General features: G+C 57.8%; 27 protein-coding genes. 16 read left to right on the top strand and 11 right to left on the bottom strand.

All coding sequences use genetic code 11. The features are described from left to right. Positions 1–82: 82 nt before the first annotated feature. The 5 genes from PL599_RS20495 to PL599_RS20475 form a co-directional block, all read right to left on the bottom strand. Positions 83–1261, bottom strand: a complete 1179-nt coding sequence (locus PL599_RS20495; protein ID WP_269823785.1) for a phosphoserine transaminase — start codon at positions 1259–1261, stop codon at positions 83–85. A 212-nt stretch (positions 1262–1473) separates the two neighbouring features. Further along, the gene (locus tag PL599_RS20490) at positions 1474–2334 is read right to left on the bottom strand and encodes an outer membrane protein (RefSeq protein WP_173991040.1); all 861 of its coding nucleotides are present in this window, start codon (positions 2332–2334) and stop codon (positions 1474–1476) included. 413 nt (positions 2335–2747) lie between these two features. After that, positions 2748–3782 carry a sensor histidine kinase gene (locus PL599_RS20485; protein ID WP_269823786.1) on the bottom strand — a complete coding sequence of 345 codons (1035 nt, stop codon included), beginning with the start codon at positions 3780–3782 and terminating at the stop codon, positions 2748–2750. Between the two features lie 7 nt (positions 3783–3789). Next, positions 3790–4227, bottom strand: a complete 438-nt coding sequence (locus tag PL599_RS20480) for a response regulator (RefSeq protein ID WP_269823787.1) — start codon at positions 4225–4227, stop codon at positions 3790–3792. Further along, on the bottom strand, positions 4224–5678 hold the full coding sequence (locus PL599_RS20475; RefSeq protein ID WP_077985251.1) for a sensor histidine kinase: 1455 nt from the start codon (positions 5676–5678) through the stop codon (positions 4224–4226). The genes PL599_RS20480 and PL599_RS20475 overlap by 4 nt, the downstream gene beginning before the upstream one ends. Positions 5679–5887: 209 nt before the next feature. Between PL599_RS20475 and PL599_RS20470 the strand changes: the two genes are divergently transcribed. Continuing rightward, positions 5888–6262, top strand: a complete 375-nt coding sequence (locus PL599_RS20470; protein WP_077985252.1) for a response regulator — start codon at positions 5888–5890, stop codon at positions 6260–6262. A gap of 67 nt (positions 6263–6329) precedes the next feature. On the opposite strand, the gene PL599_RS20465 is transcribed toward PL599_RS20470, so the two are convergent. The 5 genes from PL599_RS20465 to PL599_RS20445 all read right to left on the bottom strand — a co-directional run bounded on the left by PL599_RS20465 (position 6330) and on the right by PL599_RS20445 (position 11959). Then, positions 6330–7322, bottom strand: coding sequence for a sensor histidine kinase (locus tag PL599_RS20465; protein WP_271359844.1), 993 nt, complete (start codon positions 7320–7322; stop codon positions 6330–6332). A 13-nt stretch (positions 7323–7335) separates the two neighbouring features. Further along, complete coding sequence (locus tag PL599_RS20460) at positions 7336–7791, bottom strand: response regulator (protein ID WP_269823789.1); 456 nt, start codon at positions 7789–7791, stop codon at positions 7336–7338. Further along, the gene (locus tag PL599_RS20455) at positions 7784–9994 is read right to left on the bottom strand and encodes a sensor histidine kinase (RefSeq protein ID WP_271359842.1); all 2211 of its coding nucleotides are present in this window, start codon (positions 9992–9994) and stop codon (positions 7784–7786) included. The genes PL599_RS20460 and PL599_RS20455 overlap by 8 nt, the downstream gene beginning before the upstream one ends. Positions 9995–10148: 154 nt before the next feature. Further along, a complete protein-coding gene (locus PL599_RS20450) occupies positions 10149–11174 on the bottom strand; it encodes an SAM-dependent methyltransferase (protein ID WP_269823791.1) in 1026 nt (341 codons plus the stop codon). After that, positions 11171–11959, bottom strand: coding sequence for a DUF1295 domain-containing protein (locus PL599_RS20445; RefSeq protein ID WP_142914123.1), 789 nt, complete (start codon positions 11957–11959; stop codon positions 11171–11173). Before PL599_RS20445 ends, PL599_RS20450 begins: the two co-directional genes overlap by 4 nt. A 192-nt stretch (positions 11960–12151) precedes the next feature. Here PL599_RS20445 and PL599_RS20440 point away from each other — a divergent pair, with 192 nt between their 5' ends. From PL599_RS20440 to PL599_RS20370, 15 genes are all read left to right on the top strand, one after another. After that, the gene (locus PL599_RS20440; RefSeq protein ID WP_269823792.1) at positions 12152–13525 is read left to right on the top strand and encodes an NAD(P)/FAD-dependent oxidoreductase; all 1374 of its coding nucleotides are present in this window, start codon (positions 12152–12154) and stop codon (positions 13523–13525) included. Continuing rightward, entirely contained in the window at positions 13522–14340 is an 819-nt protein-coding gene (locus PL599_RS20435) for a DUF1365 domain-containing protein (protein ID WP_269823793.1), read from the top strand. The genes PL599_RS20440 and PL599_RS20435 overlap by 4 nt, the downstream gene beginning before the upstream one ends. Continuing rightward, positions 14327–15559, top strand: a complete 1233-nt coding sequence (locus PL599_RS20430; protein WP_269823794.1) for an SAM-dependent methyltransferase — start codon at positions 14327–14329, stop codon at positions 15557–15559. Before PL599_RS20435 ends, PL599_RS20430 begins: the two co-directional genes overlap by 14 nt. Positions 15560–15586: 27 nt before the next feature. After that, the gene (locus tag PL599_RS20425; RefSeq protein WP_142914094.1) at positions 15587–15964 is read left to right on the top strand and encodes a DUF2147 domain-containing protein; all 378 of its coding nucleotides are present in this window, start codon (positions 15587–15589) and stop codon (positions 15962–15964) included. A gap of 69 nt (positions 15965–16033) precedes the next feature. Beyond that, positions 16034–16462 (top strand): DUF2177 family protein, encoded by a 429-nt coding sequence (locus PL599_RS20420; protein ID WP_137411416.1) that lies wholly within the window; start codon positions 16034–16036, stop codon positions 16460–16462. Between the two features lie 134 nt (positions 16463–16596). After that, complete coding sequence (locus PL599_RS20415) at positions 16597–17139, top strand: sigma-70 family RNA polymerase sigma factor (protein WP_269823795.1); 543 nt, start codon at positions 16597–16599, stop codon at positions 17137–17139. Next, on the top strand, positions 17136–17846 hold the full coding sequence (locus tag PL599_RS20410; RefSeq protein ID WP_269823796.1) for an anti-sigma factor: 711 nt from the start codon (positions 17136–17138) through the stop codon (positions 17844–17846). Before PL599_RS20415 ends, PL599_RS20410 begins: the two co-directional genes overlap by 4 nt. Before the next feature lie 357 nt (positions 17847–18203). After that, positions 18204–19358: an iron-containing alcohol dehydrogenase gene (locus tag PL599_RS20405; protein WP_269823797.1), complete on the top strand. Its 1155-nt coding sequence runs from the start codon at positions 18204–18206 to the stop codon at positions 19356–19358. A 156-nt stretch (positions 19359–19514) separates the two neighbouring features. Then, positions 19515–19907, top strand: a complete 393-nt coding sequence (locus tag PL599_RS20400) for a GFA family protein (protein ID WP_077985350.1) — start codon at positions 19515–19517, stop codon at positions 19905–19907. A gap of 197 nt (positions 19908–20104) precedes the next feature. Then, entirely contained in the window at positions 20105–21133 is a 1029-nt protein-coding gene (locus PL599_RS20395) for a LacI family DNA-binding transcriptional regulator (protein ID WP_269823798.1), read from the top strand. A 32-nt stretch (positions 21134–21165) separates the two neighbouring features. After that, positions 21166–22119, top strand: coding sequence for an ABC transporter substrate-binding protein (locus PL599_RS20390; RefSeq protein ID WP_077985265.1), 954 nt, complete (start codon positions 21166–21168; stop codon positions 22117–22119). Next, complete coding sequence (locus PL599_RS20385) at positions 22116–22919, top strand: ATP-binding cassette domain-containing protein (protein WP_077985266.1); 804 nt, start codon at positions 22116–22118, stop codon at positions 22917–22919. The genes PL599_RS20390 and PL599_RS20385 overlap by 4 nt, the downstream gene beginning before the upstream one ends. Continuing rightward, the gene (locus PL599_RS20380) at positions 22916–23920 is read left to right on the top strand and encodes an ABC transporter permease (RefSeq protein ID WP_271359839.1); all 1005 of its coding nucleotides are present in this window, start codon (positions 22916–22918) and stop codon (positions 23918–23920) included. The genes PL599_RS20385 and PL599_RS20380 overlap by 4 nt, the downstream gene beginning before the upstream one ends. A gap of 4 nt (positions 23921–23924) precedes the next feature. Then, complete coding sequence (locus PL599_RS20375; protein WP_271359837.1) at positions 23925–24992, top strand: phosphotriesterase family protein; 1068 nt, start codon at positions 23925–23927, stop codon at positions 24990–24992. Positions 24993–25016: 24 nt separating this feature from the next. Further along, positions 25017–25787, top strand: coding sequence for a glutamine amidotransferase (locus PL599_RS20370; protein ID WP_077985269.1), 771 nt, complete (start codon positions 25017–25019; stop codon positions 25785–25787). Between the two features lie 9 nt (positions 25788–25796). On the opposite strand, the gene PL599_RS20365 is transcribed toward PL599_RS20370, so the two are convergent. Further along, positions 25797–26693, bottom strand: coding sequence for a ribokinase (locus PL599_RS20365; RefSeq protein WP_269823801.1), 897 nt, complete (start codon positions 26691–26693; stop codon positions 25797–25799). Positions 26694–26705 lie beyond the last annotated feature (12 nt).

Below are 26705 nucleotides of genomic sequence, written 5' to 3'. Positions count from 1 at the left end.
TTCACGGGCTCCTTGAAAAGGGGGGTGGTTTTTGAGAACGGGAAATCGGCGGCCCTGCATCAACGCAGGGCCGGTATCGAAATCAGGCGGCAGCCTTGGAAAGTGTTGCCTTCTGCGTCTGGTAAGCCCAGGCGAGCCAGGGCATGACGGCTTCCATATCGGCCGTCTCGATGGTCGCGCCGGCCCAGATGCGCAGACCGGACGGGGCGTCGCGGTAAGCGCCGATATCGAGGGCGACATTTTCCTTTTCGAGCAGGGCGACGATGCCCTTGGCGAAATCGGCCTGTGCAGCCGCATCCAATGCCTGCACCTCGGGATCGACGATCTTCAGGCAGACGGAGGTGTTGGAGCGGGTTTCCGGCTTGACGGCCAGATTGGCGATCCAGTTATTCTTCTCGATGAAGTCGTAGATAACCTTGGCATTGGCATCGGCACGGCCGATCAGGGCCTTGAGGCCACCGAGGCTTTTCGCCCACAGCAGCGCGTCGATATAATCTTCAACGCAGAGCATGGACGGCGTGTTGATGGTTTCGCCGGTGAAGATGCCCTCGATCAGCTTGCCGCCGGAGACCATGCGGAAGATTTTCGGCAGCGGCCATGCGGGTGCGTAGTTCAAGAGACGCTCGACGGCACGGGGCGAAAGGATGATGACGCCATGGCCGCCCTCGCCGCCCAAAACCTTCTGCCAGGAGAAAGTGACGACGTCGAGTTTCGTAAAATCCATGTCCTGCGCGAAGGCTGCCGAAGTGGCGTCGCAGATGGTCAGACCCTTGCGGTCAGCCGGAATGAAATCGGCATTGGGAACGCGAACGCCTGATGTCGTGCCGTTCCAGGTGAAGACGACGTCACGGTCGAAATCGACTTCGGCAAGGTCCGGCAGCAGGCCGTAATCGGCCTCCAATTTGCGGACGTCCTTCAGCTTCAGCTGCTTGACGACGTCAGTGACCCAGCCAGCGCCAAAGCTTTCCCAGGCGAGCATATCGACGCCGCGTTCACCGAGCAGCGACCATAGCGCCATTTCAACGGCGCCGGTGTCGGATGCGGGAACGATACCGATGCGATAATCGGCAGGAACGTTCAGAACTTCACGGGTGAGATCGATGGCCTGCTTCAGCTTGGCTTTGCCAACTTTGGCGCGATGCGAGCGACCGAGCGGCGCATCGGAGAGAGCATCTAGCGACCAACCGGGACGCTTCGAGCAGGGACCAGAGGAAAAATGCGTATTGCCCGGACGGACGTCCGGTTTCACGATATCTGTCATTTGACTACCCTTCCAGATAGGCGCTCCACGTTAGGGTGGAGTGTCCTGACGCCGTTGCTATTCCTGTCGCCCATCCCAGTCAAGCGGAATATGTCGCTACACAGAAGAATCTTGGTCCATATGCGTCATGCGCCGCGTCAGGTGCCGGTAAAACAAAACCGCCCGCACCCAGAGGATGCGGACGGTCTGAAACTACCAGCAGGGCGTGACGTTTATTTATAAACGGCAGGCTGCAGCGGAATATCGGCGGGCGGCATGTATTGCGCGGTATCGCAGCCGTTGAAGACATAACGGCCGCCGACGCGGACTTCGTGCGAATAAAGGCCCTTGTCACGGCCCGGACCGCCGCCATTTTCATAAGCGAACATATCGCCCTTGTTGATGTGGCGGAAACGATAGCCGATATCGGCCTTCAGGTTACAGGTGACATCGATGGATGCGCCGGCCATCAGGGCGTAGGCGAAGCGCCATTTGCCCTTGCCGCCATGTTCAGTGGTCGGGTCGCAGTAGCCAGATCCGTCCGTTGCACAGGACGTATTACGAAGCTTGTCCCACTTGACGTAGGACGCACCCACACCACCGCCGACATAAGGCGTGACCCGACCATAGGTTCCGAGATCAACATAGGCGTTGGCCATCAGCGTGTAGGCTCGCAACGCGGCTAGATCAGTAGAAACGCAGGGAGTGTTGCTCCCGAACGGGCCACCTCCGCAGGAGCCACTCGTGGAGCCGCGGAAATCCGACTTACCCATATAGTCAAAGGTCAAGTCGCTACGGAAATAGTTGTTGAACTGATAACCGACGCCGGCGCCAATGACATAGCTGTCCTTGATCGTCGCGGTGTCAAAATCCGCGAGATAGCCGCCGGGGCCACCCTGATAATAATGGGCGCCGCGCAGCTTGTTGAAGGAATAACCGACGTCGCCGCGCAGGTACCAGCCACTCGCCTGGGTGACGGTCACTTCGGGTGCATCGACATAAGCAGGGGCAGGCTCGGCTTGATAGAGATCGGCAGCGATGGCGCTGGTACCGGTCAGCAGGACGGCCAGAAATCCGGCCAGGGCGTTTTTCATGACTTCCACTCCAGAAGAGACACATGCGGTTTTGGCGTCAGATGCCAGTGAATTCTTCAGTCATGAAGATTGTCGTAAAATGGTTAAGTCCCGATTAAAATGGAAACCTGTATTACAACAATCGTTACTGAAAATGGTAAACACACTGATACGGTTTGCGCTTTCTTAACCCTAAAACGCATAGGTTAAGGAAGTGCAAAAGCTATTGCGCTGATCCGGTTATGGATGAAAGCCTTACAAAATTCGGCATCTCTCTTTGCACGGAAGGCAGACGGCCCCCTGACAAAATGGCAGCGAAAAGCCGCGCAAGGCAGAAGAAATCGTGACAAAGCTCCGCCAGGTTGGCGTGCTGAATGCGCCGGACGGCACGATGGCGGAAGCGAACCTTGGGACAGCCGGCGAGAACGCCGCCCCTATCTCTCGCTCCAACTCATCGTATAACGCGTACCCACCTTCCGGTCCGGGTGGGTATGTGTCTGTTCGACACGGGCGCCGATGTTCTGCGCCATCGCCATGATCAGTTTCGTGCCCAACCCTGTGCCCTTCGGCGATATGTGCGGGTTCGACCCTATCCCGTCATCTTCCACAACCAGAATGAATTGCCCATTCTCTTCAGAGAGATTGACCCGGACAGCGCCGGTTTGATCGGGGTAGGCATATTTGAGCGCGTTGGTCAGAAGTTCTGTGATGATGACGCCAAGCGCAACGGCATGGTCCGCATTCAAATCGACCTCACACAGCGACGTTTCAACAGTGATGGAGGAAGAGCCGGGCACGGCCTGAAACAGATCGCCGATGATCGAGGTCAGATAGGAATTGAGAGAGACCAGGCCCACATTCGCGGTGTTATAGAGGCTGCGGTGAACGCCGGCGATTGCCGAAATCCTGCTCTGCGTTTCCAGCAACGCGGTTTCTGCTTCCTGCGACTTCAGGGTATTTATTTGCAGTCGGATCATGGCGGAAACCAGTGAGAGACTGTTCGCGACACGATGGTTCATCTCTTTCACCATCATTTCCGCGTGCTCTTTGGCCTTCACCAGCAAACGGTCGGCCTCCTCCTTCGTCTGGCGCAGGCGATGGTTTTCCAATGCCTGATTAATGGCTGTGAGCAGAAGCGGGAAGAAATCATCTCCGACATTCTTGATGACGTAGTCGGCGGCACCTGCCCTGAGCGCATCCATGGCGATCTGCGCCTCGTTGGACCCCGTCACATAAAGAATGGGAACACGCGCCGGTATCGTCTCGATAGCGGCGAGAAATTCCATGCCCGTCGCGGTTTGGAAATAATGGTCGAGAACGACGATATCGAACTGCCCGTTTTGAAAAAGCTCGAGTCCGGACGCCACGGAGGCGGCATGAACCACCTCCATTCCGTGGCGACCAAGAACGCGGCTCGAAAGCCGGGCCAGAGCCGGGTCGTCATCGACATATAAAACGCGCAGAGCCATCGTGCCTTCAAGGTATCTGAATTACGGAAAAGAACAGGCCAAGATTTTTGATGGCAGTCGCGAAGCCCTCATAATCGACCGGCTTGGTTATGTAAACATTCGCGCCCAGATCATAGCATTTCTGAATTTCAGTCTCGTCATCGGTAGTTGTCAAAACCACGACGGGCAAACGACGGGTGTATTCGTTGCTTTTGATCTGCTCGAGAATGTTGATGCCCGACATGTCAGGGAGATTGAGGTCGAGCAGGACAAGAAGATAACGGTCTTTGCTGACAAGGCCATCTCGACTTTCGCCCAGTATATAGTCAAGCGCCTTAGCTCCGAGCGTAAACGGCACGATCTCGTTGTTCACGCCGGCCCGCCGCACGTTCTTTTCGATCAGCCGCGCATGGCCCTCGTCGTCTTCGATCATCACGATCGTCACTTCCTGACCGGTCGCTTTCATGTGTCGCCTTCCTTCGTCACTCGTCTGAGGTCACTCGGCAGCAGCAGGAAAAACGTGCTGCCCTCACCGAGTTTGGACTCAACTCTAATGTCACCTCCTAAATTTCTGATTAGCGAACGAACATGGGCAAGGCCAATACCCTCTCCCGGCTGGTCCTGATTGCCCGCCCGGCGAAAGAGTTCGAAAACCCTTTCGAGATCCTTTTCACCGATACCGCGCCCATTGTCGCCGACTTCGATACAGATCGCACCACGCCCGGCCGGATAGGCGCGCGCCGTCAGCCGCAGCGGACGACCAGGCATCTGGTATTTCACCGCATTGTCGAACAGATTTCCGAGAATCTGATCGAGGGATATGCGGTCGGTCACGATCGTCAGCTTCGGCGTGTCGACATCGATCTCGCCGCCGTTCGCCGTGATCTGGTGGCGTACCGTCTCGGAAAGTGACAAGAGCAATGTTTCTACGTCGACCTTCTCGGGCTGCAGCTTGCGCTGGCCGTCGCGGGAAATTTTAAGGATCGCGTTGATCAGCTGATCCATTTTGCGGGTGGATGAGCGGATAAAGCCGATAGCCTCGGGAATATCCTCTTCCACCGCCAACCGCGCCTCGCGGACGACGTCGTCAGCCAGGGTTTTCCCATCCGCAAGGACATAAGCATTCACCGATTTCAGCGAGGTGTCGAACTCGGAGAGAAAGCCCATTATATTTACCAGCGGCGCCCGCAGGTCGTGTGTAACGATGTAGGCGAAGCGCTGGATTTCCTGATTGGCGCGGCGGAGATCGCGTGTCCTGCCTTCTACACGTTCCTCCAGATTCCGGTTAAGCTCGTCAACATCCTCCCGAGACCGGGTCAGAGCCTTGATATAGGTGAAGACAAGGAAGATCGAACCGCCGACGACAAGGAGAATTGCAAGCGCGCCGCCCACGGTTACCCATCGGAGTGTATTGGCGGCATCGAGCTGATCATTAACAATGACACGCAAACGATCGTCGACATTCGATTGCAGATTGGACAAGATGCCTCTGATCTCGCTCATTAAGCGCTTGCCGTCATTGTTGCGAACGATCTCAATTGCCTCCGTGATTCGACCCGTGCGCTGCAGCTCAATGGTTTCGCTTGTCTCCGCCAGCTTGGCTTCGATCGCCCGCCTCAAACCGGAAAGAGACTGCGCATATTGAGGCTGTTCCTTCAGCAGGTCGAAGAGTCTCGACTGGCGTTGCGGCAATGTACGCAGAGCCTCTTCATAAGGCGCTAGATATTCCGAGTTGTTGGCAAGCAGATATCCTCGTTGCCCGGTCTCAATGTCCTGCATCGCCGTCAGCACATCGAAAACCGCGGCACGAAAACGTCGGAGTTCCGCAGTCTCCTGTGAGTACCTGTTGTTCACCTGGACGAGCCATAAAGACACGGAGACCATGCCAATCAAAATCGCAACACCCACGGCCAGCATCAAAAGGCTTCGTTTGGCAAACGGTGAAAAACCAGTCACAGCAATACATTCCCGGTAGGCGCTAAATTAGCTGTGCAAGCTAGAGTATGACAACACCGGAGGCGACTGTTTTCTTTTTATCGATCCGTGGAACCAGCGCGGGGTTCAGGGGTTTTGCAATGTTGATTGAAAGCGGCCTGCGGGGCCGAAGTAATGAGAATACGGTGACAATGAGCTACGATTTCCAGGGAAAACAGATCCTCGTATTGGAAGATGACGCACTTCTCGCGATGGATATGGAAGATTTTCTCTCCGACCTCGGTGTCAATGTTGTCGGGCCGGTTTCCCATGTTGACGCCGCGCTCGAAAAAATAAACGTCACCGATCTCGACGGCGCGGTCATTGATCTCAATCTGAGGGGAGAATTGTCCTTCCCCGTCATCGAAGAGCTCAAGGCGGCGAACATTCCCTTCGTCATCTGCAGCGGATATGCGGAAGTACCCGGTGTCCGGGCTCAGCTAGACGGGCTGACAGTCGTTTCCAAGCCTTGCGATTTCGACAATCTCTCGCGTGTTCTGGCCAATGAGTTTTCACTGATCGACTAGGGCCGAGCCGATCGCGGCTTGGCGCCCCACCTTCATCTTTTCATCCGGCATCTTTTCATCCGGCGATTCAATCCAGGGGAAAGAGGACCTGATATTTCAGGCCGCCGCGATCGTAGCGAATTTCACTTTCAGCCTGCAATTCGTATTGCGCGCCTTTTGTTATCAGGGTCGTTCCAAAGCCGGTTTCCTTCGGCGCGGAAACAGGCGGGCCTCCGCTTTCCTGCCACCTTAGGTCAACACGGTTGCGCCCATCTCCGTCACGCAACTTCTTCCAGAAAACCTCGACCTTTCCGTTTGCGCCGGACAGAGAACCGTATTTCTGCGCGTTCGTCGCCAGTTCATGCAGGATCATTCCCAGCGCCAAAGCTGATTTTGGCGACACATGCACGCCATCCGGACCGTCAAGTTCGACCCTGTTCGCAAAGACATTATGCGGCTCGATCGCGCGCTTCACGACGTCTCTCAGGTCAGTCTCTCCCCAATTGCTCTGAAAAAGCAGGGCATGGCTCTCCGCCAGTGAACTCACGCGGGCCACAAGCCGTTCCTGATAATCCTCGATCGAGGTGCTGCCTTTTGCCGTTCTGCGGATAATGGATATGACCATCGCCATGGTGTTCTTGACGCGATGGCTCAGCTCACGAACAAGAAGTTCCTTGTGCAGCTCCGCCCGTTTCCGCTCCTGTTTTTCCCGCGCTTCCGCCAACGCGCGCTCGACGGCGGACGGCAATCTCACCAGCCGCTGCTTCAGCACGTAATCCGTGGCGCCGCGCCGGAATGCGTCGATTGCAGCATCCTCGCCCAAAACTCCGGACACGAAGATAAACGGCGTATCGGGTCGGGTCTGCATGACGACGTCAAGCGCCGCCATGCCGTCGAAGTCCGGCAGGGAGAAATCCGCAAGAATGATATCAAACGGCTGTTTTTCCAAAGCCTCTATGAACGACGCCTTGCCGACCGCCCTGGTCACCAGCGGAGGTGGTGAAATACGCGAAAGCTGGTCCTCAATCAGTTCTGCATCGACCGAGCTGTCCTCAAGGAGAAGAAGCTTGCCTGCTTCCATTCGCCGCACCGCCTCATCCACCATTGCGACGTGCACCGGGTGGCGGCTCGTTCAGGAGAGCCCAGAAAACTCCGAGATCCTGTATAGCCTTAAAAAACTGTGTGAATTCCACGGGCTTGACGACAAAGGCGTTAACGCCGAGTTCGTAGCTCCGCACCAGGTCCTGCTCCTCTCGAGATGACGTCAGCATGACGACCGGAATGTGCCGCAGATGATCAGCGCCCTTTACCCTCTGCAAAACCTCAAGCCCGTCCACTTTCGGGAGTTTGAGATCGAGAAGGACGACAGCCGGATCGCCGGCAGGCCGGTTGTGATAGCTGCCAGCGACAGTGAGATAGTCGAGCGCCTCGGCGCCGTCGCGCGCCACCACCACCTCATTCGCCAGCTGGCATTTCTCGAGAGCGGTCAGCGTTAATTCCAGATCGCGCGGATTATCTTCCACCAGCAGAATAGGTCTGAGTTCAGGCAATGTCGTCCTCTTTAATCTTCACAATCGGCAATCGGAAGGAGAACGTGGCTCCCTCACCGACAGTTCCCTCAGCGCCGACCGAACCGTGATGGCGCTCGACAATTCGTCTCACCAACGCAAGTCCAATGCCCGTGCCCTCGAAATCCTCGACACGCTGAAGCCGCTGAAACACGCCGAAAAGCTTGCCGTAATAGGCCATATCGAAGCCGACACCATTGTCTTCGACGGAATAGGTGACGTCGTCTTCGCCTTCAACCGCTGAAATGCTGATGATCGAAATCGGCTCCCGGGAGGAATATTTGATGGCGTTTTCGATCAGATTGTACCAGACCTGCCGCAACAGGGTCGGATCTCCGAATATCACCGGCAGTTTTCCGATCCGCCATTCGATCTGGCGCTCAGCAACCGCCGGATCGAGAGAACGGCGGACTTCGCTCACCACCTTCTGCATATCGACGGGCTTCATGGTAATCTGCGTGCGGCCAAGCTGAGAAAAATTCAGAAGATCATCCACCAGCCTGCCGGCGCCGAGCGCCGCCTCGGATATCATCTGAAGATAATGCAGGGATTTCTCGTCCAAGGCGTTGCTGCGCTCACGCAATAATTGCGCAAAACCGACGATATGGCGGAAAGGCGCGCGAAGGTCGTGCGAAACGGAATAGGAAAAAGCCTCCAGTTCCTTGTTGGTCCGTTGCAGTTCCCGCGTCAGATCCGCCATTTCCTCCGCCTTGCGCAGGACAATACCGATGATCGCGCTGCGCAGCTCCCTTGCGGCTGCAAGCTCGGGCTCCGACCACGGAGACGCCGTGCCGCGCAATTGCTCCTTCCAGATTTCGAAGGACATGCGCGGATGGATGCGTCCGCTTTCCTGCACCGTCTTATGCGGATCGCCACCCCAGCGCACTGTTTTTATGACCTCCGGCCGAAACCAGATCAGCCAGCTTCCATGCAGTTCCGAAACCCGCATCGCGATAATCCCGCTGGCGACGGATGCATAGGCCGAAGCAGCAGGGTAATCGCCTGCCAGATTGTCGGTTGCAAGAACATCGGTTAAATCCTGCTCACCAAGCCACAGGACAAGCTCTTCAACCTGCTCCCGTGAAGGTGTCTTGCCGACCAGTTCATATTTGTCGCCAAGAATAAGCGCAGCACCATCGGCTCCCACCTGTTTCAGCAGGTCTTCTCTTTCGTCGTCGCCTGCAATCAGACCGTCAACCCATTTTTCGGCAGTCGCCATCCGCTTCAGCAGACGCGCCTGAACGTGGCCAAGCTCCACGCGGCGGGATGCATCCTGAGAACTCTGCTCCATCGCTATCCGCATCGACAGCAACTGCGCCGCAAAATCACAGGCTTCTCGCACGGCAAGGGGCACCGCATGAGGTGTGGCGTGGTGGCAGGCGATCAGGCCCCACAGGGCGCCGTTAACGATGATCGACACCGACATGGAAGCGGCCGTGCCCATGTTGCGCATATACTCAAGATGAACCGGAGACACGCTGCGCAGCTGTGAAAAGCTCATATCGAGTACCGCCCCCGTTTCCGCATTCACCTGCGGTCTCACCGGGACGGGCCGATAATTGGCATCGGGGATCATTCGCAAACGGTTGATGGTATAGAGTTGCCGCGCCTGCGGCGGGATATCACCCGCCGGAAAACGTAGTCCAAGATAAGACGGCAAAGCCCCGCTACCGGCTTCCGCCACGACGTGGCCGCTCCAGTCCGGCCCGAAGTCGTAAATCAGGGTGCGATCATACTCACTGAGTGCGGAGACCAGTTGCGCTGTTCGAAAAAGCGCATCTTCCAGCGACGGCGCGCTATTCAGATATTGCGCCAGACGGGTGAGTTCGCCCATCAGCCTTTCAGCAGATTCGCCCTCCCTCGTCTTTTCCACCTCAACGATAATCAGAGGGCCGGATCGATGCGCCGAAACATCGAGTTTCTTTTCGGCCCAAACATATCGGAAAATGCTCTCTTCACTGGAATACCAGGCGGACAATGCTGCGAGAAACGGCAACGCCACCTCGCTTGCAACGGCACCGATCGGCACTGCCCGACCAATATAGTCAGCGAAATTGTCACTGGTCTGCACCACGGAAAATTCCCGCGCAGACAAGACCAGAAGAGCCCCATGCTCCTGAATAGCGCCGGGGATATGGATGGGCTCGGCGCCGCAACTATCCAGTTTCGGCGTAACTGAACTCATAACTTTCTCCAGCTGCTCCTTGTGCAAGAACGTTCGACCTGCTCAAAAGATGCGGCCAGCCTATTCATTATTGCGGGGATGTAAACGTTCGTTTCGGCAAACGTTTCGAGAGCGGTTTTTGAAACGCGCCCATGCCGATTGCGGGGCGCTAACACTACACCGCCTTCAAGAGGTAGTGCCCCACCCCCCACACGTCACCACCATCATGCCCGAAAAGCCCCGCGGTGGCCAAGAAGAACAATCGCCACCGCCTTTCCCAAAGCCGCGCATCGGCGCCATAGGTTTGTTGCAAAATGGGTCGGATGCGATCAATTTTTCTGTCGAAGTTTTCGAGCCAATCGAGAGCTGTCCGACGATAGTGCGACCCTGACCAGCGCCACTCCCGCTCGACGGTGAAAAGCTGGTTGAAACGATGGGGAAGGTCAAAGGCCGGCATGATGCCGCCGGTGAAGAAATGCTGGGCGATCCAGTCGGCAGGATTGTTATGGTCGAAACGATAGGATCGGTCGCGGTGGTTAAACACATGCATGAAAAACCTGCCGTCCGGCTTTAGCCACGCGTGAACACGCTCAAACAACACGCGCCAATTCGACATGTGCTCGAACATTTCCACCGATACGACACGGTCGAAGCGATCGTTCGTCGTGAAATCATTCATATCGGCCGTTATTACAGAGAGGTTTGAAAACCCAGATTCTCGCGCACGACCGATTATATATTCGCGCTGCGACACGGAATTCGAGACTGACGTGATACGCGCATTGGGAAAACGGCCGGCCATATAAAGTGACAACGAACCCCATCCGCAGCCAAGTTCCAGAATATCCATGCCGTCTTCAAGGTCGGCATGGGCCGAGGTCTTGGCCAAAGCAACATTTTCAGCTTCATCCAGCGTCGCCGTTGAATCATCATAATAACAGCAGGAATATTTGCGATGCTCTCCCAGAACGAGCGCGAAAAATGCCGCTGGCACTTCATAATGCTGTTTGTTCGCGTCGTCGGTATGGCTGGCGACGGGAAATTTCACCATATCCGCCGCGAAAACCTCTTCCGCATCGGCTGGGATGGCGGCAAGCCGCCGCTTCGTCCGTCCGCAGAGCATATCTATTCCGGCAAGCGTCACGCTATCGCTAAGCGGCGTGCGCTCGGCGGCGTTGATGGCGAGTGCGAGCATGTTCATGGCCTGTCCTCGTTCTTGCGCGGCCCCGGGAAAAAGGCGTTGACGCGTTGTTGAAGGGCGCGGAATTTTTCCCCGCGCGATTGCAGCATATGGTCTTCAAGCGGCGGAATGCCGGAGACATGGACAAGCAGCCAGTACATCATCGCCGGTGCGGCGAGCGACGCCCATGACAAGGCCGGCCCCTGAATGGCCAGCAGCGGAAAACTGCACCAGAAAAGCCATTCGAAAAAATAATTGGGATGGCGGGAATAACGCCACAGGCCGGTTTCGCAGACACTGTTTTTTGCCGCTGCGGTCTTTCTGAATTTCGAGAGCTGGGCGTCGGAGAGCGCTTCGCCTGCCAGCGCGCCAAGGGCAAGCACCATGGCGATCACGTCAACGATACGCGGAAAACCATGGGTGTTGCTTGCGGCGAGATAGACCGCGAGAACGAGCACAAAAGCAGCGATTGCCTGTATTTGCAGGAAGATGAAGAGCCGCAGGGCGGCAGCGCTCCCCCATTGCTCCATAAGCTTTGCATAACGGGGATCTTCCCCGCCTCCTCGCGTGCGCATGCCGATATGGCCGGCAAGCCGCAGGGACCAGACAACGACCAGGAAAAGTGTAGCGCCACGCCGCCAGCCGTCTCCGCCGGCGAAAACAACAGCGAAAATTCCGCCAAGCCCGACGCTCGCCGCCCACACCGTGTCGATCCAGCCGCTTGAACCGGTTGCTCTCTGCAACGCCCAGGCGCCTGCCATCAGAAGCGACATAAGAATGGCCAGCGCCAGGACAACAGAAAATATCACCACTTTGCTCGCCCTTGTGAACAGTTTGAGGTCGGGTTTCGTGATGGGAAATACGACCGAACCGGCAAAAGAGTTTCAGGCGTCGAACAAAATTTCAGAAAATCAATGCGCCGGTGAAACTGATCGGGCGCCCTCCTCGTACATGTCGCAGACCCAAAGACTGGATTGGCAATGCGATAGCGAGGAAAAATGGTCGACACCGAAGCGAAAAAACAACAAAGCCGGCGCCGCATCGCCGTGGTCGGAACGGGAATTTCCGGTTTGTCGGCGGCCTGGCTTTTGTCGCAACGGCACGATGTAACTGTTTTCGAAGCTGCTGATCGCATCGGCGGCCACACCAATACGGTGACGTTCAGGACGGACCACGGACAAGTCCATGTCGACACCGGATTCATTGTCTACAACGAGCAGACCTATCCCAATCTCACCGCTCTTTTTCGAACACTGGACGTGGCCACGGCGGCTTCGAACATGTCTTTCGCTGTTTCTCTGGATGATGGCGGTTTCGAATATTCCGGCGGAACCGGCCTTGGCCTGCTGGCCCAGAAGTCCAATATCCTGAGGCCACGTTTCTGGGCGATGCTTGCGGACCTTTTGCGCTTTTACCGCAACGCCCCACGCGACCTGCATGTGATGGGCGATCTGTCTCTCGATGAATATCTCTCCCGCAACCGGTATGGTTCAGCGTTTCGCGACGATCATCTTTATCCCATGGCTGCGGCCATCTGGTCCACGCCGGCCATGGAGGTCGGCCGTTATCCGGCGGCGCATTTCATCAAATTCTGCCGCAATCACGGCCTGCTGTTGCTGCGCAATCGGCCGGTCTGGCGCACCGTCGTCGGTGGCTCGCGCGAATATGTGAAACGCATCACGGCGCCTTTTGCGGATCGAATTCGCCTCTCGACACCGGTGAAGCGCATCCACCGCCTGCCGGACGGCGTCGAAATCACTACTGCGGACGGCGAAGCCGTGCGCTTCGATGAGGTGGTGATCGCAACCCATGCGGATCAGGCGCTCGACATCCTTGCCGACGCAACACGCGCCGAACGGCGCATTCTCGGCGCTTTTACCTATACCCAAAACCGCGCCGTGCTTCACACCGACAGCAGCTTCATGCCGCGCCGCCGCGCTGCCTGGTCAAGCTGGAACTATGTGGCGGACACGTGCATTAAAACGGGCCAGCCGAGCATTACCTACTGGATGAACAGGCTTCAGCCGCTGGGCGAAATCCCGGACGTTTTCGTAACGCTGAACCCGGCGCGGGAACCGGATCAAGGAAAAATCATCGCAGAGGAAACCTATCACCATCCGGTTTTTGACGCTGGCACCGAACAGATGCGTCAGGAGCTATGGGCCTTGCAGGGCCTGCGAAACACCTGGTTCTGCGGCGCTTATTTCGGATCCGGTTTCCACGAGGACGGCCTCCAGGCCGGCCTCGCCGTCGCCGAAGATCTTGGCGGCGTATCCCGCCCATGGAAGGTTGCCGATGACAATGGCCGGATCATTCGCCTGAATTTGGCGACAGTTGCGGCAGGCACGGAAGTGATGGAGGTGATGGCATGACGTCCCCCCTCAACTCGGCGCTTTTTCCTGGCCATGTAACGCATGCGCGTTTCAAGCCGAAAACCCATAAACTCGCCTACCGGATTTATTCGCTGCTCCTCGACCTCGATGAGTTGAATGTGCTTGACCGAAAATTGCGGTTTTTCTCCGTAGACCGGTTCAACCTTTTCTCATTCCACAGCAGGGACCGCGGCAGCCGCAGCGCCATCGGGCTGCGCCAGCAGATCGAAACAGCCATGACGGCGGCAGGCATGCCGGTGGACGGAGGACCGATACGTCTGCTCACCATGCCGCGTGTGCTCGGCTGGGCCTTCAACCCACTCAGTGTCTTCTTCTGTTACGGGCGCGACTTGTCGCTCAAAGCTATCCTCTGGGAAGTGGACAACACGTTTGGCGAGAGACACGCATACCTGATCCCCGTGGAAGCCGGCAAATCGACCGAGATCGTCCAGCGATGCCAAAAGGCCTTTTATGTCTCGCCTTTCATGGACATGGATCTCCGTTATGTTTTCCGCGTCACCCCACCCGGCGACAGGCTGAAAATCGTCATCGAGACTTTCGACGATGACGGCCTGGTCCTGACCGCCCGCCATCTGGCCCGACGTGTCGAGTTGACGGACAGCGCACTTGTGAAAGCTTTCTTCGCCATCCCCCTCCTGACGCTCAAGGTCATTCTGGGCATTCATTGGGAGGCGCTGAAAATTTGGCTGAAGGGTGTGCGTTTCAGAAAACGTCCGCTGCCGCCTGCCAGTCCAGTCTCCTTCCTTCATCCTTCATCGTCGCAAACCGAGGCCAAAATTCATGACCCCGTTTGACAATCTCACGGAATCATCGGTGAAAAATACGCGTCTTGACCGCCGCATCAGCCCTGGCATGTGGCTCATCAGCCGGCTGTTGAGCAATATCGACCGAGGAAGATTACATGTTATTCTTCCCGGCGGCGGTTTCATTGAAAAATCCGGCGCAACAAATGGCAGCGAGGCGACCATTGTCCTGCATAGCTGGCGCGCGCTCCGGCGAATGCTGCTGAACGGCGACATCGGCTTTGCCGAGGGGTTCATCGAAGGCGACTGGACAACACCGGATCTGACGGCGCTTATTCGCTTCGCGGCCCAAAATCGCGAGGCGTTCACAAGGTCGATGCGCGGCAGCCTGCCCATGCGCCTTCTCCACCGCACTGCGCATAGGTTGAATGCCAATACCAGACGGGGCAGCCGCCGCAATATCGAAGCACATTATGATCTCGGCAACGAGTTCTACCGGCAATGGCTCGATCCTTCGATGCTGTATTCATCGGCGATCTTCGATGACACGGCATCGACGCTCGAGGCCGCCCAACTGAAAAAACTGGAACGTATCGTCGATAAACTGCAATTGAGTGGCGGCGAAAACATATTGGAGATCGGCTGCGGCTGGGGCGCACTCGCCATTCACCTTGCCACCCAGGCCAAAGCCAACGTCACCGGCATCACCCTTTCCCCCTCCCAGTTGAAATGGGCAAAAAATGCAGCGGAAAAAGCCGACAGCACGGACCGCATCGATCTGAGACTGCAGGATTATCGTGACCTGAATGGCCAATTCGACAGGATTGTCTCCGTCGAAATGTTCGAAGCAGTCGGCGAAGCCTATTGGCCAAGCTATTTCGAAACGCTGAAAAGATGCCTGAAACCCGGCGGCCGCGCTGTGCTGCAAATCATTTCGATTGAAGAAAGCCGCTTCGATACATATCGGCGTAAGGCGGATTTCATCCAGAAATACATCTTTCCCGGCGGTTTTTTGCCCTCGAATGACGCGCTCGAAAAGGCGGTCGGCAAGGCCGGCCTGAAGCTCACGGATAAGGAGCTTTTTGGCCAGTCCTATGCGCTCACGCTCGCCGAATGGCGTCAGCGTTTTCATGCGCGGTGGCAGACGATATCCCTGCTCGGTTTCGATGACCGCTTCCGGCGGCTTTGGGATTATTACCTTTGCTATTGCGAGGCAGGTTTTGCCGAGGGGACCATAAACGTCGGATTCTACACCATCGAACACGGATAAGGCGGGACCAAACTACGGAGTGAGACAATGATGATCAATGGATTGACAGCTGCTTCCGTCCTGTGGCCACTGCTGGTTGCATCCAGCGCCATGGCGGCCGATATCGACGGCAACTGGGCGCGCGGAGACGGCAAGGCGAAAGTAATGATCGCGCCCTGCGGCGAAAATATCTGCGCCACAAATACCTGGATCAAGCCGGGAACCCCGAAAGAAAAAACCGGGGACCAGTTGATCATGGACATAAAGCAGACAGAGGCGGGCAGCTATTCCGGCACCGCTTTCGACCCCCAGCGTGACAAGTCCTACAGTATAACAGTGACAGTGAACGGCAACGGCATGACCACGAAAGGCTGTATCGTCGCCGGTCTGCTGTGCAAGGGCATAAACTGGACAAGGATCGACTAGCCACATCTCCACATTGCTTTGCCCTCGCATCTTCGCTTCCGCATCAATGTCCTGCAAAGGAAAACACCGATGAAGACCTATTTCGCGGCATACCTTGTTACCCTCGTCGCCTTTCTGGTGATCGATTTCATCTGGTTGAGTACGATGGCGTCGCGCCTTTACCGCCCGGCTATCGGCGATCTTCTGGCGGACAATTTCAGGCTTGCTCCAGCGGTCGTCTTTTACCTCATCTATGCCGCCGGCCTGACCTTTCTTGCGGTTCGCCCGGCCTTTCAGACGGGGGAATGGACGACCGCGCTGCTTTATGGCGCGGTGGTCGGCTTCATGGCCTACGCCACTTACGACCTGACCAATCAGGCGACGTTGAAAAGCTGGTCCACGACCTTGACCGTCGCCGATCTTTTATGGGGAACCTTCGTCTCCGCAGCGGCGGCCACAATCGGCTATCTCATAACGGCGCGGCTCGTCGGCCCGCTGGAAAATCCGGCGGGCCTGTGATGACGACATCCTCTCTTACCGGCAGCTTCGTTCCGATACCCCTGCAGCGTATCCGTTGCCGGGTTCCCGGCATACATCTCTTGTCTTCCTGCGAAAGACGGCTCTATAAGGGAGACGCAGCAAGGAAGGTTCGAATGCAGGCCACAGAGATCGCAAGCCTTATCAACCGCGTCGGCATGGGTGATCGTTCAGCATTCGTCTCGCTTTACCAGGCGACCAGTCCGAAGCTCTTCGCAATCTGCCTGAAAATCCTGCGGGACAGGACGGAAGCCGAAGAGGCTCTGCAGGAAATCTATATCAAGGTCTGGCAGCGGGCCCGAACATTCGCCGCCAGTGCCGGAAAACCCACCACATGGCTTGCCGCCATTGCCCGCAACCATGCCATCGACACGATCCGGGCGCGCAAGCCCATAACCGATGACATCGAGGAAGCCTACGATCTTGCCGACGAGAGCGTCCGCGATCCTGAGCAGCAGATCGTTCTCGCCGATGAAGGCCGCAGGATCGAAGACTGCATGCGCGAACTTGAGACCGTACACGCGCAGGCGGTTCGCCGGGCCTATGTCGAGGGCTTGAGTTATCTCGAACTCGCCGAGGAATTGCGCGTGCCGCTCAACACGGTCAGAACCTGGCTACGACGCAGTCTCCTCAAACTCAGAGAGTGCATGCAGCGATGACCACGGGCGAACAGAGCGGCGGCAAGCATTCGCGCGACGATATCCTCGCCGGTGAATATGTTCTGGGCGTCCTGCCGCTTGAAAAGCGTCGGGAACTGGAACGACGCATGCAGGACGACGCGGCCTTCGCACAGCTGGTACAGCGTTGGGAAGCGGAATTTTCCGACTTCAATGCCGATTACGAGGAGCACGTACCGAGCGCCACTGTTCTTGAGCGTATCGAACAACGACTGTTCGGAAGCAAGGCCGTCAATACCAATGGCAGCCTGTGGAATTCCGCATCCTTGTGGCGCTGGATTTCGGTTGCCACCAGCGCAACCGCCGTTGCCGCCGTCGTTTACGCCGCCTTCCCCGAAAAGCGGCAGGGCACCGCACCGCTGGTGGCCGAACTTGCAACGACGGACAGCCAGGTCAATCTCCTTGCCTCCTACGACGCGGAATCCGGACGGATGCGGATTGTGCCTGTTGCAACCGGCAAGACCGACGAAAAATCACTGGAATTGTGGCTGGTGATGGACGGCGGCAAGACCCGCTCGCTCGGCGTTTTCCAGCCCGGAACGAATGGCGACCTCATCATCCCCGCCGACATGCGCAACAGCATCACCGAAGGCACAACCTTCGCCATCAGCGTCGAACCTTTCGGCGGCTCGCCGACTGGTCAGGCAACCGGCCCTGTTATCGCTGTCGGCACTGCGCGATGGGGATGAAGGTCTAGCGCTTCCCGATTTCGAGGCGAGTCCCGATGAACGCGTCACGATAGGAGATGGGTTGTAACGGTCAGTCTCCGAAACCGACGATGCCCTTGATTTCGGTGAACGACATGCTGGATGCACAACGGGTGTATTTGGGCAAAAAATGCTGTGTTGCGGCCGGGTTTCCGCAGCTTTCCGCGCCAGAAACCGGCAATTGTGGACGAGGACGGGATTGCGGCCGCATCAGCCGACACCACCAACTCCGATGCACCCTATCCGACGAACATTGTCCGGCGAAATGGTCTTGTCCTTATGCGCCAGCCGCATCACTATCGGCATCTCGTCAAATGGCATGAGTGAGAGACCGATAAGATGTCCACATTCACATTCGCAACCGTCCCGCAGATAATCGCAGGCCCCGGTAGTATCTCAAGACTTTCGGAGCTGAAGACCGGGCTTGGGTCGCGTATTCTGGTAATTTCCGACGATGGCGTCGTCAGGGCTGGGCTTGTTCAGCCCGCCCTTGCAAGTCTTTCGGAGGGCGGGGCCGAAACGTCGATCTTCACCGGCGTTGTCGCTGATCCTCCGGAAGCCGTCATCCACGACGCTGTGGCGCGTGCAATCGAATTCGGGGCCACCGGCATACTGGGCATCGGCGGCGGCTCATCGCTCGATGTCGCAAAACTCGTGGCGCTGTTGGCAAGGAGCGGTGAAGCGCTCTGCGATATTTACGGGGTCGGCAAGGTGACCGGTGAACGCCTGCCATTGGTGCTGGCTCCGACGACGGCAGGCACCGGATCGGAAGTCACACCGATTTCCATCGTTACCACGGATGCACACCAGAAAAAGGGCGTCGTGTCGCCAACCCTGCTGCCGGATGCGGCCATCCTGGACGCAAGTCTGACAGTCGGCCTTCCTCCGGCGGTAACGGCGGCGACGGGAATTGATGCGATGGTCCACGCCATCGAGGCTTTCACCTCCGCAAGCGCGAACAACAATCCTGTTTCCCGCACACTTGCCAAAGAGGCGCTCCGGCTACTTGGAGCAAATATCGAGGCCGCCGTAAAGAACGGGACCGACATGGTTGCCAGACAGGCCATGCTGCTTGGTGCGATGTTGGCCGGTCAGGCCTTTGCCAACTCGCCGGTGGCGGCCGTTCATGCTCTCGCCTACCCGATTGGCGGTCTCTATCATGTTCCACACGGGCTCTCCAACAGCCTGGTCCTGCCGCATGTGTTGCATTTCAACGCAACGGTGTGCGGCGATGCCTATGCGGAACTGGCGCCATGTCTTTTTCCTCAGCTGGAGCCTGCCGACAGGTCAGGACGACTTGCCGGCTTCCTGGAAGGGCTGGCCTTGCTTCCCGTGCGCCTGAACCTGCCGGTGCGACTGAGAGATGTTGGAATACCAAAAGACGGGCTTGCCTTGCTGGCGGAAAATGCGATGGAACAGACACGCCTGCTGGTTAACAATCCACGCACGGTGTCGCTGTCCGATGCCGCCAGAATCTACGAAGATGCTTGGTAGGCAAGGGTCAGTGCCTCCTTATCCCTACTTCGACATGTCGGCGCAAAAGTTCTGATATTCTTCCCGACTGTTACCTTTATCAAAATCGACTGCTCCGATACGGTTGTGGCGGGGATATTCGGAGCCGAAAAGTCCGGGTTCAGAACTGGGAACAACATTGTGCGCTTGGCCCATTGCTCATGTCGTCAGCTAACTGTCGTGACAAATGGAGAACCCCGCAAGGTATCCGTTTGTCACTGTCGTGCGTGCCAGCATCGCACCGGCTCAGCGTTCGGCGTCGCAGTGTTTTATGAAGCCGATCAAGTCACTGCGTCGGGAGAGTACAAAACCTACATGCGGCCCGGAGATAGCGGAAAGAACCTGGAGTTCCGCTTCTGCCCCGCCTGCGGATCCACGGTTTATTGGTTACCGGAATTTCGGCCCAGGCTCGTCGCCATCGCCTTGGGCTGTTTTGAAGATTCAAGCGCCATGGAACCCACGCAGAGCGTTTATGAGGAGACCCGCCATGCCTGGGTGTCTCTATCTATTCGAGATTCTGGAGAAAAATGAAGCTGCAAGGCTCCGCCATGGGCTTTCAGGTCCCCTGATCCGGCTCCGGTGAAACAGACAAATTTTAAAGAGGCTATAAAACCGTGTTGACTCGGCCTAGCTTTTAGACTTTTTTGTAAAGCGGTTTAGTAAATCGCTTTACAAGCCAAACAGAGGTCGAAAAGACCCGGTAGAGTGGAACAGAAAGCGGGAGTGTGATGGCGCGAAACCCTGCGACCAGCCTCAAAGATGTCGCCTTGGCGGCAGGCGTTTCAGTTGCGACCGTATCGCGGCTTCTGAACGGCACGCTGGAGCTGCCGCCAGAAACGAAAGCGCGCATCGAGGCCGCGATCCGTGAACTCAATTACGTGCCCAATCCCCATGCCAGACGTTTGAGCCGAGGGCGCTCGGACACGATCGGCCTTGTCGTTCCTGATATTGGAAACCCGTTTTTCGGCATGCTCGTTGCGGCCGTGGAAGAAGAAGCCGACAGGCGAGGACTTGCCCTTTCGCTTTTCGCCACGCTGAACCGTACGGGTCGGGAATTGTCCTATCTTCGTCTGCTTGCCCGCAATCATGTCGATGGGCTCGTTTTCATCACGAACCACCCCAATACCGATGAACTGGCGGAGCTGATCAATACCACCGGAAAGGTCGTGGTGGTCGATGAAGACGTGCCCGGCGCCACCGTGCCGAAACTCTTCTGCGACAATGAGCAGGGCGGTCGTCTGGCTGGCGCGCATCTGGCTATGCATGGGCATAAACATGTCCTTTATGTCGGAGGACCAGAGGACATGATCAGTACGGAGCGTCGTTTTCGCGGTCTAAAATCTGCTCTCACCGAGCGGGTGGCGGAGGCAGAGCTTTCGATTTCCAGATATTGCGGCGCATATACAGTGGAATTTGGCCGGGCTGCCGCGCGCCGCTTTCTGGATGAGGGGCGCCCGGCAACGGCTGTTTTCGCCAGTTCGGACGAAATCGCCATCGGCTTCATCGAAGTTCTGCGATCCGAAGACGTGCGTATCCCGCAAGATGTGTCGATGATCGGTTTCGATGATGTCGGACCGCTGCATCTGTTTGCCCCGCCGCTCACCGCCATTCGCCAGCCTGTCAGCGCCATTGGCCAACGCGCCCTGTCGCTTTTGCTCGAAACCAATTGGGACCAGGAACCTCCTTTGCTGTCAGAGGAGCTATTGCCCGTCGAAATCGTCGTGCGTGAATCCGTTGCGCCGCCCGCGATCAAATAAAAAGCAACGAAACCAACAGAGGAAGAACGATAATGCTGAATTTTAAACGTCGATATTTTTCCGCAGCGCTCGCTGCGACCGTTCTTGCCGGCGCGACCCTGTCTGCCGGTCTTGCCACCGCCGCCGAAAAAACAATCGCCTTGGTGCAGATCAACCAGCAGGCGCTGTTTTTCAACCAGATGAATGAAGGCGCGGAAAAGGCCGCCACGGAAGCCGGCGTCAAGCTGGTGATCTTCAACGCCAACAATGATCCCGCCGCCCAGAACAGCGCGATCGAGACCTATATCCAGCAGAAGGTGGACGGCATTGCCGTGGTCGCCATCGATGTCAACGGTATCATGCCGGCCGTAAAGCAGGCTGCTGCCGCCAATATTCCCGTCGTCGCGATTGACGCCATTTTGCCGGAAGGGCCGCAAAAAGCGCAGATCGGCGTCGACAATGGCAAGGCGGGTGCCGACATGGGGCAATTTTTCCTCGACTACGTGAAGTCGGACATGGGCGGCAAGGCAAAGATCGGCGTCGTCGGCGCGCTGAACTCCTTCATCCAGAACATCCGCCAGAAGGGCTTTGAAGACACGATCAAGGATAAGTCCGGCATCACGACGGCTGGCGTCGTCGATGGCCAGAACGTTCAGGACACCGCTCTGTCGGCAGCGGAAAACCTCATCACCGGCAATCCTGATATGACCGCAATTTATGCCACGGGTGAACCGGCTCTTCTTGGAGCGGTCGCCGCCGTTGAAAGCCAGAGCAAGCAGAAAGACATCAAGGTGTTTGGCTGGGACCTGACCAAACAGGCGATTGCCGGCATCGATGCGGGTTATGTCGCAGGCGTCATCCAGCAGGATCCTTCCGCCATGGGTGCAGCGGCGGTCAAGGCGCTCAAGACCGTCTCCGACGGCGGCACCGTTGAAAAGACCATCGCCGTGCCGGTTACCATCGTCACCAAGGCCAACGTCGAACCCTACCGCGCGGTCTTCAAATGATTGCGGCCGGACAGCACACAGGCGCTGTCGACGGCGCCGGGGGAGATATTCTCTCCCGGCAGCCCGACCGTGAAGCGCGTATCTCCCTGCGCAATATCCGCAAGACATTCGGCTCGCATCAGGCGCTTCGCGGCGTCGATCTCGATATCTTCCCTGGCGAGTGCCTCGGTCTCGTCGGCGACAATGCGGCCGGTAAATCCACCCTCACCAAGGTGATTTCCGGCACCTACATACCCGATGAAGGCACGATCACGATGGAAGGCGAAGCCATTCGCTTTTCAGGCCCCGCCGATGCTCGTAACCGCAACATTGAAATGGTCTTTCAGGATCTGAGCCTCTGCGACCACATCGACGTCGTCGGCAATCTCTTCCTCGGACGCGAGATTACCAGGGGGCCGTTTCTCGACCGGCCAACCATGCTTTCGGAAGCCCGCAAGATGCTGGATGCGCTGGAAATCCGCATTCCGCGTCTCACCGCGAAGGTGGAAAAACTGTCCGGTGGCCAGCGGCAGGCAATCGCCATCGCGCGGGCGGCCTCTTTCAATCCCAAGGTCCTGATCATGGACGAGCCGACATCCGCGCTCGCCGTTGCGGAAGTGGAAGCGGTGCTTTCGCTCATCAATCGCGTCAAGGCGAAGGGCGTGTCGGTCATTCTCATCACCCACCGCCTTCAGGATCTCTTTCGGGTCTGTGACCGCATCGCCGTCATGTATGAGGGCACCAAGGTGGCGGAGCGCCAGATCAACGACACCAGCCTTGAGGATCTCGTAAGGCTGATCGTGGGAGGGCAACGTCATTGACCGTCTATACTGAACGCGCCAAAGGCTCACCGCTTTCGGACTTTTTTGCCGAAAATGCGCAGGTGCTTTCCATCGCGGCCTTTTTTGCCCTCTGCCTGGTGTTCTTCTCCACGACGACGGATACGTTTCTGACGGCCGGCAATCTTCTGAACGTCGTCCGTCAGGCCGCACCTATCCTGATCGTCTCCGTCGCGATGACATTCGTCATCATCACCGGCGGTATCGATCTGTCCGTCGGCTCCATGGTTGCCCTGATCAATGCCGTCGGGGCGATCCTGCTTGCAGCCGGTTACCCCTGGCCGCTGGTTGTCGTCGCCATGCTCGTGCTCGGCGGCGGCCTTGGCCTCGTGCAGGGCTGGTTCATTACCTATCAGGGCATTCCAGCCTTCATCGTCACGCTTGCCGGCCTCTCCATCCTGCGCGGCGTTGCCCTCTATATCACGCAGGGTTATTCCGTGCCGATACCGGAAGCACCCGGTTTCTTTTACCTCGGGCGGGGTGATTTCCTCGGCATGCCTGTGCCCGCCCTGATCGGCGTCGTCGTCACCGTGATTGCCTATATCGTTCTTTCGAGCACCCGATATGGTCGTCGCGTCGTGGCCGTCGGCTCCAATCCCGAAGCTGCGCGCCGTGTGGGAATGCCCGCCAAATGGATTCTCGCCTCCGTCTATCTGGCTGCGGGCGTGGCCTCGGCCATTGCCGGCCTGATGATTGCGGCGCGGCTGGGGTCTGGATCCTCGAATGCGGCAGTCGGGTTCGAGCTTCAGGTGGTGGCGGCCGTGGTTCTGGGCGGCACATCGCTGATGGGCGGCCGAGGCACCATTCTCGGCACGGTGCTGGGCACCATGACCATCGCCGTGATCGGCAACGGTCTGATCCTCATGCACATCTCTCCCTTCTTCACCCAGATCGTGACGGGCGCCATCATCCTTGCCGCAATCTGGCTCAATACGCGCATCTTCACCGCGAACTTCCGCCTGGGCGCGAAGAGAAAGGGCTGATGCGATGACCACGGAACTGTCTGAAGGACATATCCGGTCGGGAAAGGTCATGACCGTGCGCGGCGCAATCGCTGCGGATCAACTCGGCGTCACGCTGATGCACGAGCACATCCTCAACGATTGCCGTTGCTGGTGGCACGCCCCCAAGACACCGGAGCGGCAATATCTTGCCGAGGGATTCGTCTGCATGGAAATCCTCGGTGAGCTGCGTCAGGATCCCTTCGTCAACAAGCACAATATCACGCTTGACGACGAACCGCTGGCGATTGCGGAACTGAAGGATTTCGCCACGGCCGGTGGACAGACGGTTGTTGAGCCGACCTGTCAGGGTATCGGCAGAAATCCCTTGGCGCTGCGCAGGATTTCAGAGGCAACCCGGCTCAATATCGTCATGGGGGCGGGTTATTACCTTGCGTCCTCTCACCCCGAAAAGGTGGCCGGGCTGACGGTCGAAGCCATAGCCGACGAGATCGTGCACGAGGCGCTCCACGGTGTCGATGGGACCGATGTCCGCATCGGCCTGATCGGCGAAATCGGTGTTTCCGCGGATTTCACGGCAGCGGAGGAAAAATCCCTGCGGGGAGCGGCGCAGGCGCATGTTCGCACCGGCCTGCCCCTGATGGTTCATCTGCCGGGATGGCTGCGGCTGGGGCATAAGGTTCTCGACATCGTCGCGGAGCAAGGTGCGGATCTGAACCACACCGTTCTTTGCCATATGAACCCTTCCCACGCGGATATTACCTACCAGCGCGAACTCGCAGGCCGCGGCGCCTTTATCGAATATGACATGATCGGCATGGATTTTTTCTATGCCGACCAGCAGGTGCAGTGCCCCAGCGACGAGGATGCCGCCCGTTCGATTGTCACGCTGGCGGAGGGCGGTTACCTCGACCGCATTCTGCTTTCCCACGACGTCTTCCTGAAAATGATGCTGACGCGATATGGCGGCAATGGCTACGCCTATATTCTCAAGCACTTCCTGCCGCGCCTGAAGCGGTACGGGCTCGACGACGCCACCCTTCAAACCCTCATGCGGGATAATCCGCGCTCGGTCTTCCAGGCAAAGACCTGACGAAACTATGGAAATGGAAAGATCATGACAAAAAAAGTGCTCCTCGTCGGTGAAAGCTGGGTCAGCTCCGCCACCCACTACAAGGGCTTCGATCAATTTGGCAGCGTGACGTTTCACCTCGGTGCCGAGCCGCTGGTGAAAGCGCTAGACGGCAGCGAATATGAGCTGACTTACATGACAGCCCATGATGCGGTGGAAAAGTTCCCCTTCGAGATGGCCGGGCTAGACGCGTATGACGTCATCATTCTCTCGGATATCGGTGCGAATTCGCTCCTGCTGCCACCCGCCGTCTGGCTGCAATCCAAGACCGTGCCGAACCGGTTGAAGCTCATCAAGGCATGGGTGGAAAAGGGCGGTGGCCTGCTGATGGTCGGCGGCTATTTTTCCTTCCAGGGCATCGACGGCAAGGCGCGCTGGCGTCGCACGCCGGTGGAAGACACCCTTCCCGTTACCTGCCTTCCGTGGGACGACCGTGTGGAAATTCCGGAGGGCTCGACAGCCGATATTCTTAAACCCGACCATCCAACCGTCGCAGGCCTTTCCGGCGAATGGCCGCTTCTGCTGGGGGTGAACGAGGTCGAGGTGCGTGACCGCGCCGATGTCGAGGTGGTTGCCCGTCTGCCGGAAGATCAGGGTTCCCATCCTTTGCTCGTCACCGGACGTTTCGGCCAGGGCCGCACGGCCGCATGGACCTCGGACATCGGCCCCCACTGGCTCTCTCCCGCCTTCTGCGAGTGGGACGGCTATGGGCGCCTGTGGAAGAACATTCTCGGCTGGCTGACGGAAAAGCCGTGATCGGCAGGCTCAGGCCCGCAGGATGGTTGTCAGTTCTTCATGGCTGGGAAAGGCGTCCTGCGTGCCACGGCGGCCGACCGTGATGGCTGCGGCCCTCGCGGCATCCTCAAGGGCACGCGCATCCACCGCGACGCCGCGACGCGTGGCGGAGGCGAGCGCAACACCCGCGAAGCAATCGCCGGCACCCGTGGTGTCGACAATCGTGGCGGGCGCGGCCAGCACCTCGATTGCACCATTGGCAGACACGAGCACGCAGCCCTGTCCGCCGAGTGTGACGACAACGAGGCCGACGCCGGCCCGCAGCAGAAAAGCGCCGGCCGCAGCGCCACTCTCGCCTGATAGCACCTCTGCCTCGATGCGATTGAGGACGGCGATATCGATGAGCGGCAGGACGCTTGCGAACCAGGGTTGCAGGGGCGAAGGATTGAAGGCAGTCGTCAGCCCCTTTGATCTCGCCGCATGGAGAATGGCGAGGGTTGTTTCTTCCGATAGATTGCCCTGCAGGACAACGAGGTCACCCGATACGGCATCACCGAATGCCTCCAGAGCCGCGTCTTTATCAAGCGCTGCGGCTGCCGACCGGGTGGTGATGATCGAGTTTTCGCCGTCCGGGGTCGTCAGAATGATGGAAATATCGCTACTGGTGCTGTCGACGGGAATGAGTTTTGGTGTCAGGCGTTCGCGGGCAAGCGCTTCTCTGATCGCAACGGCGCGGTCATCCCTGCCGACGGCGGCGACCAACGTGGTTTCGACACCGCACCGCGAAAGAACGATGGCTTGGTTGCAGCCTTTGCCACCCAGACTGCGCGAGGCCTGCTCGCCGAAGATTGAAGCGCCTGCCTCGGGCAGCGCGGCAATGGAATAGGTTTCATCAAGTGCGATATTGCCGATAACAAAGGCGCGCATGGAGAACTTTCG

The sequence above is a fragment of the Agrobacterium sp. ST15.16.055 genome, assembly GCF_027956555.1.
GTDB lineage: Bacteria > Pseudomonadota > Alphaproteobacteria > Rhizobiales > Rhizobiaceae > Agrobacterium > Agrobacterium salinitolerans.
This window is presented reverse-complemented; position numbering and strand designations above follow the sequence as displayed.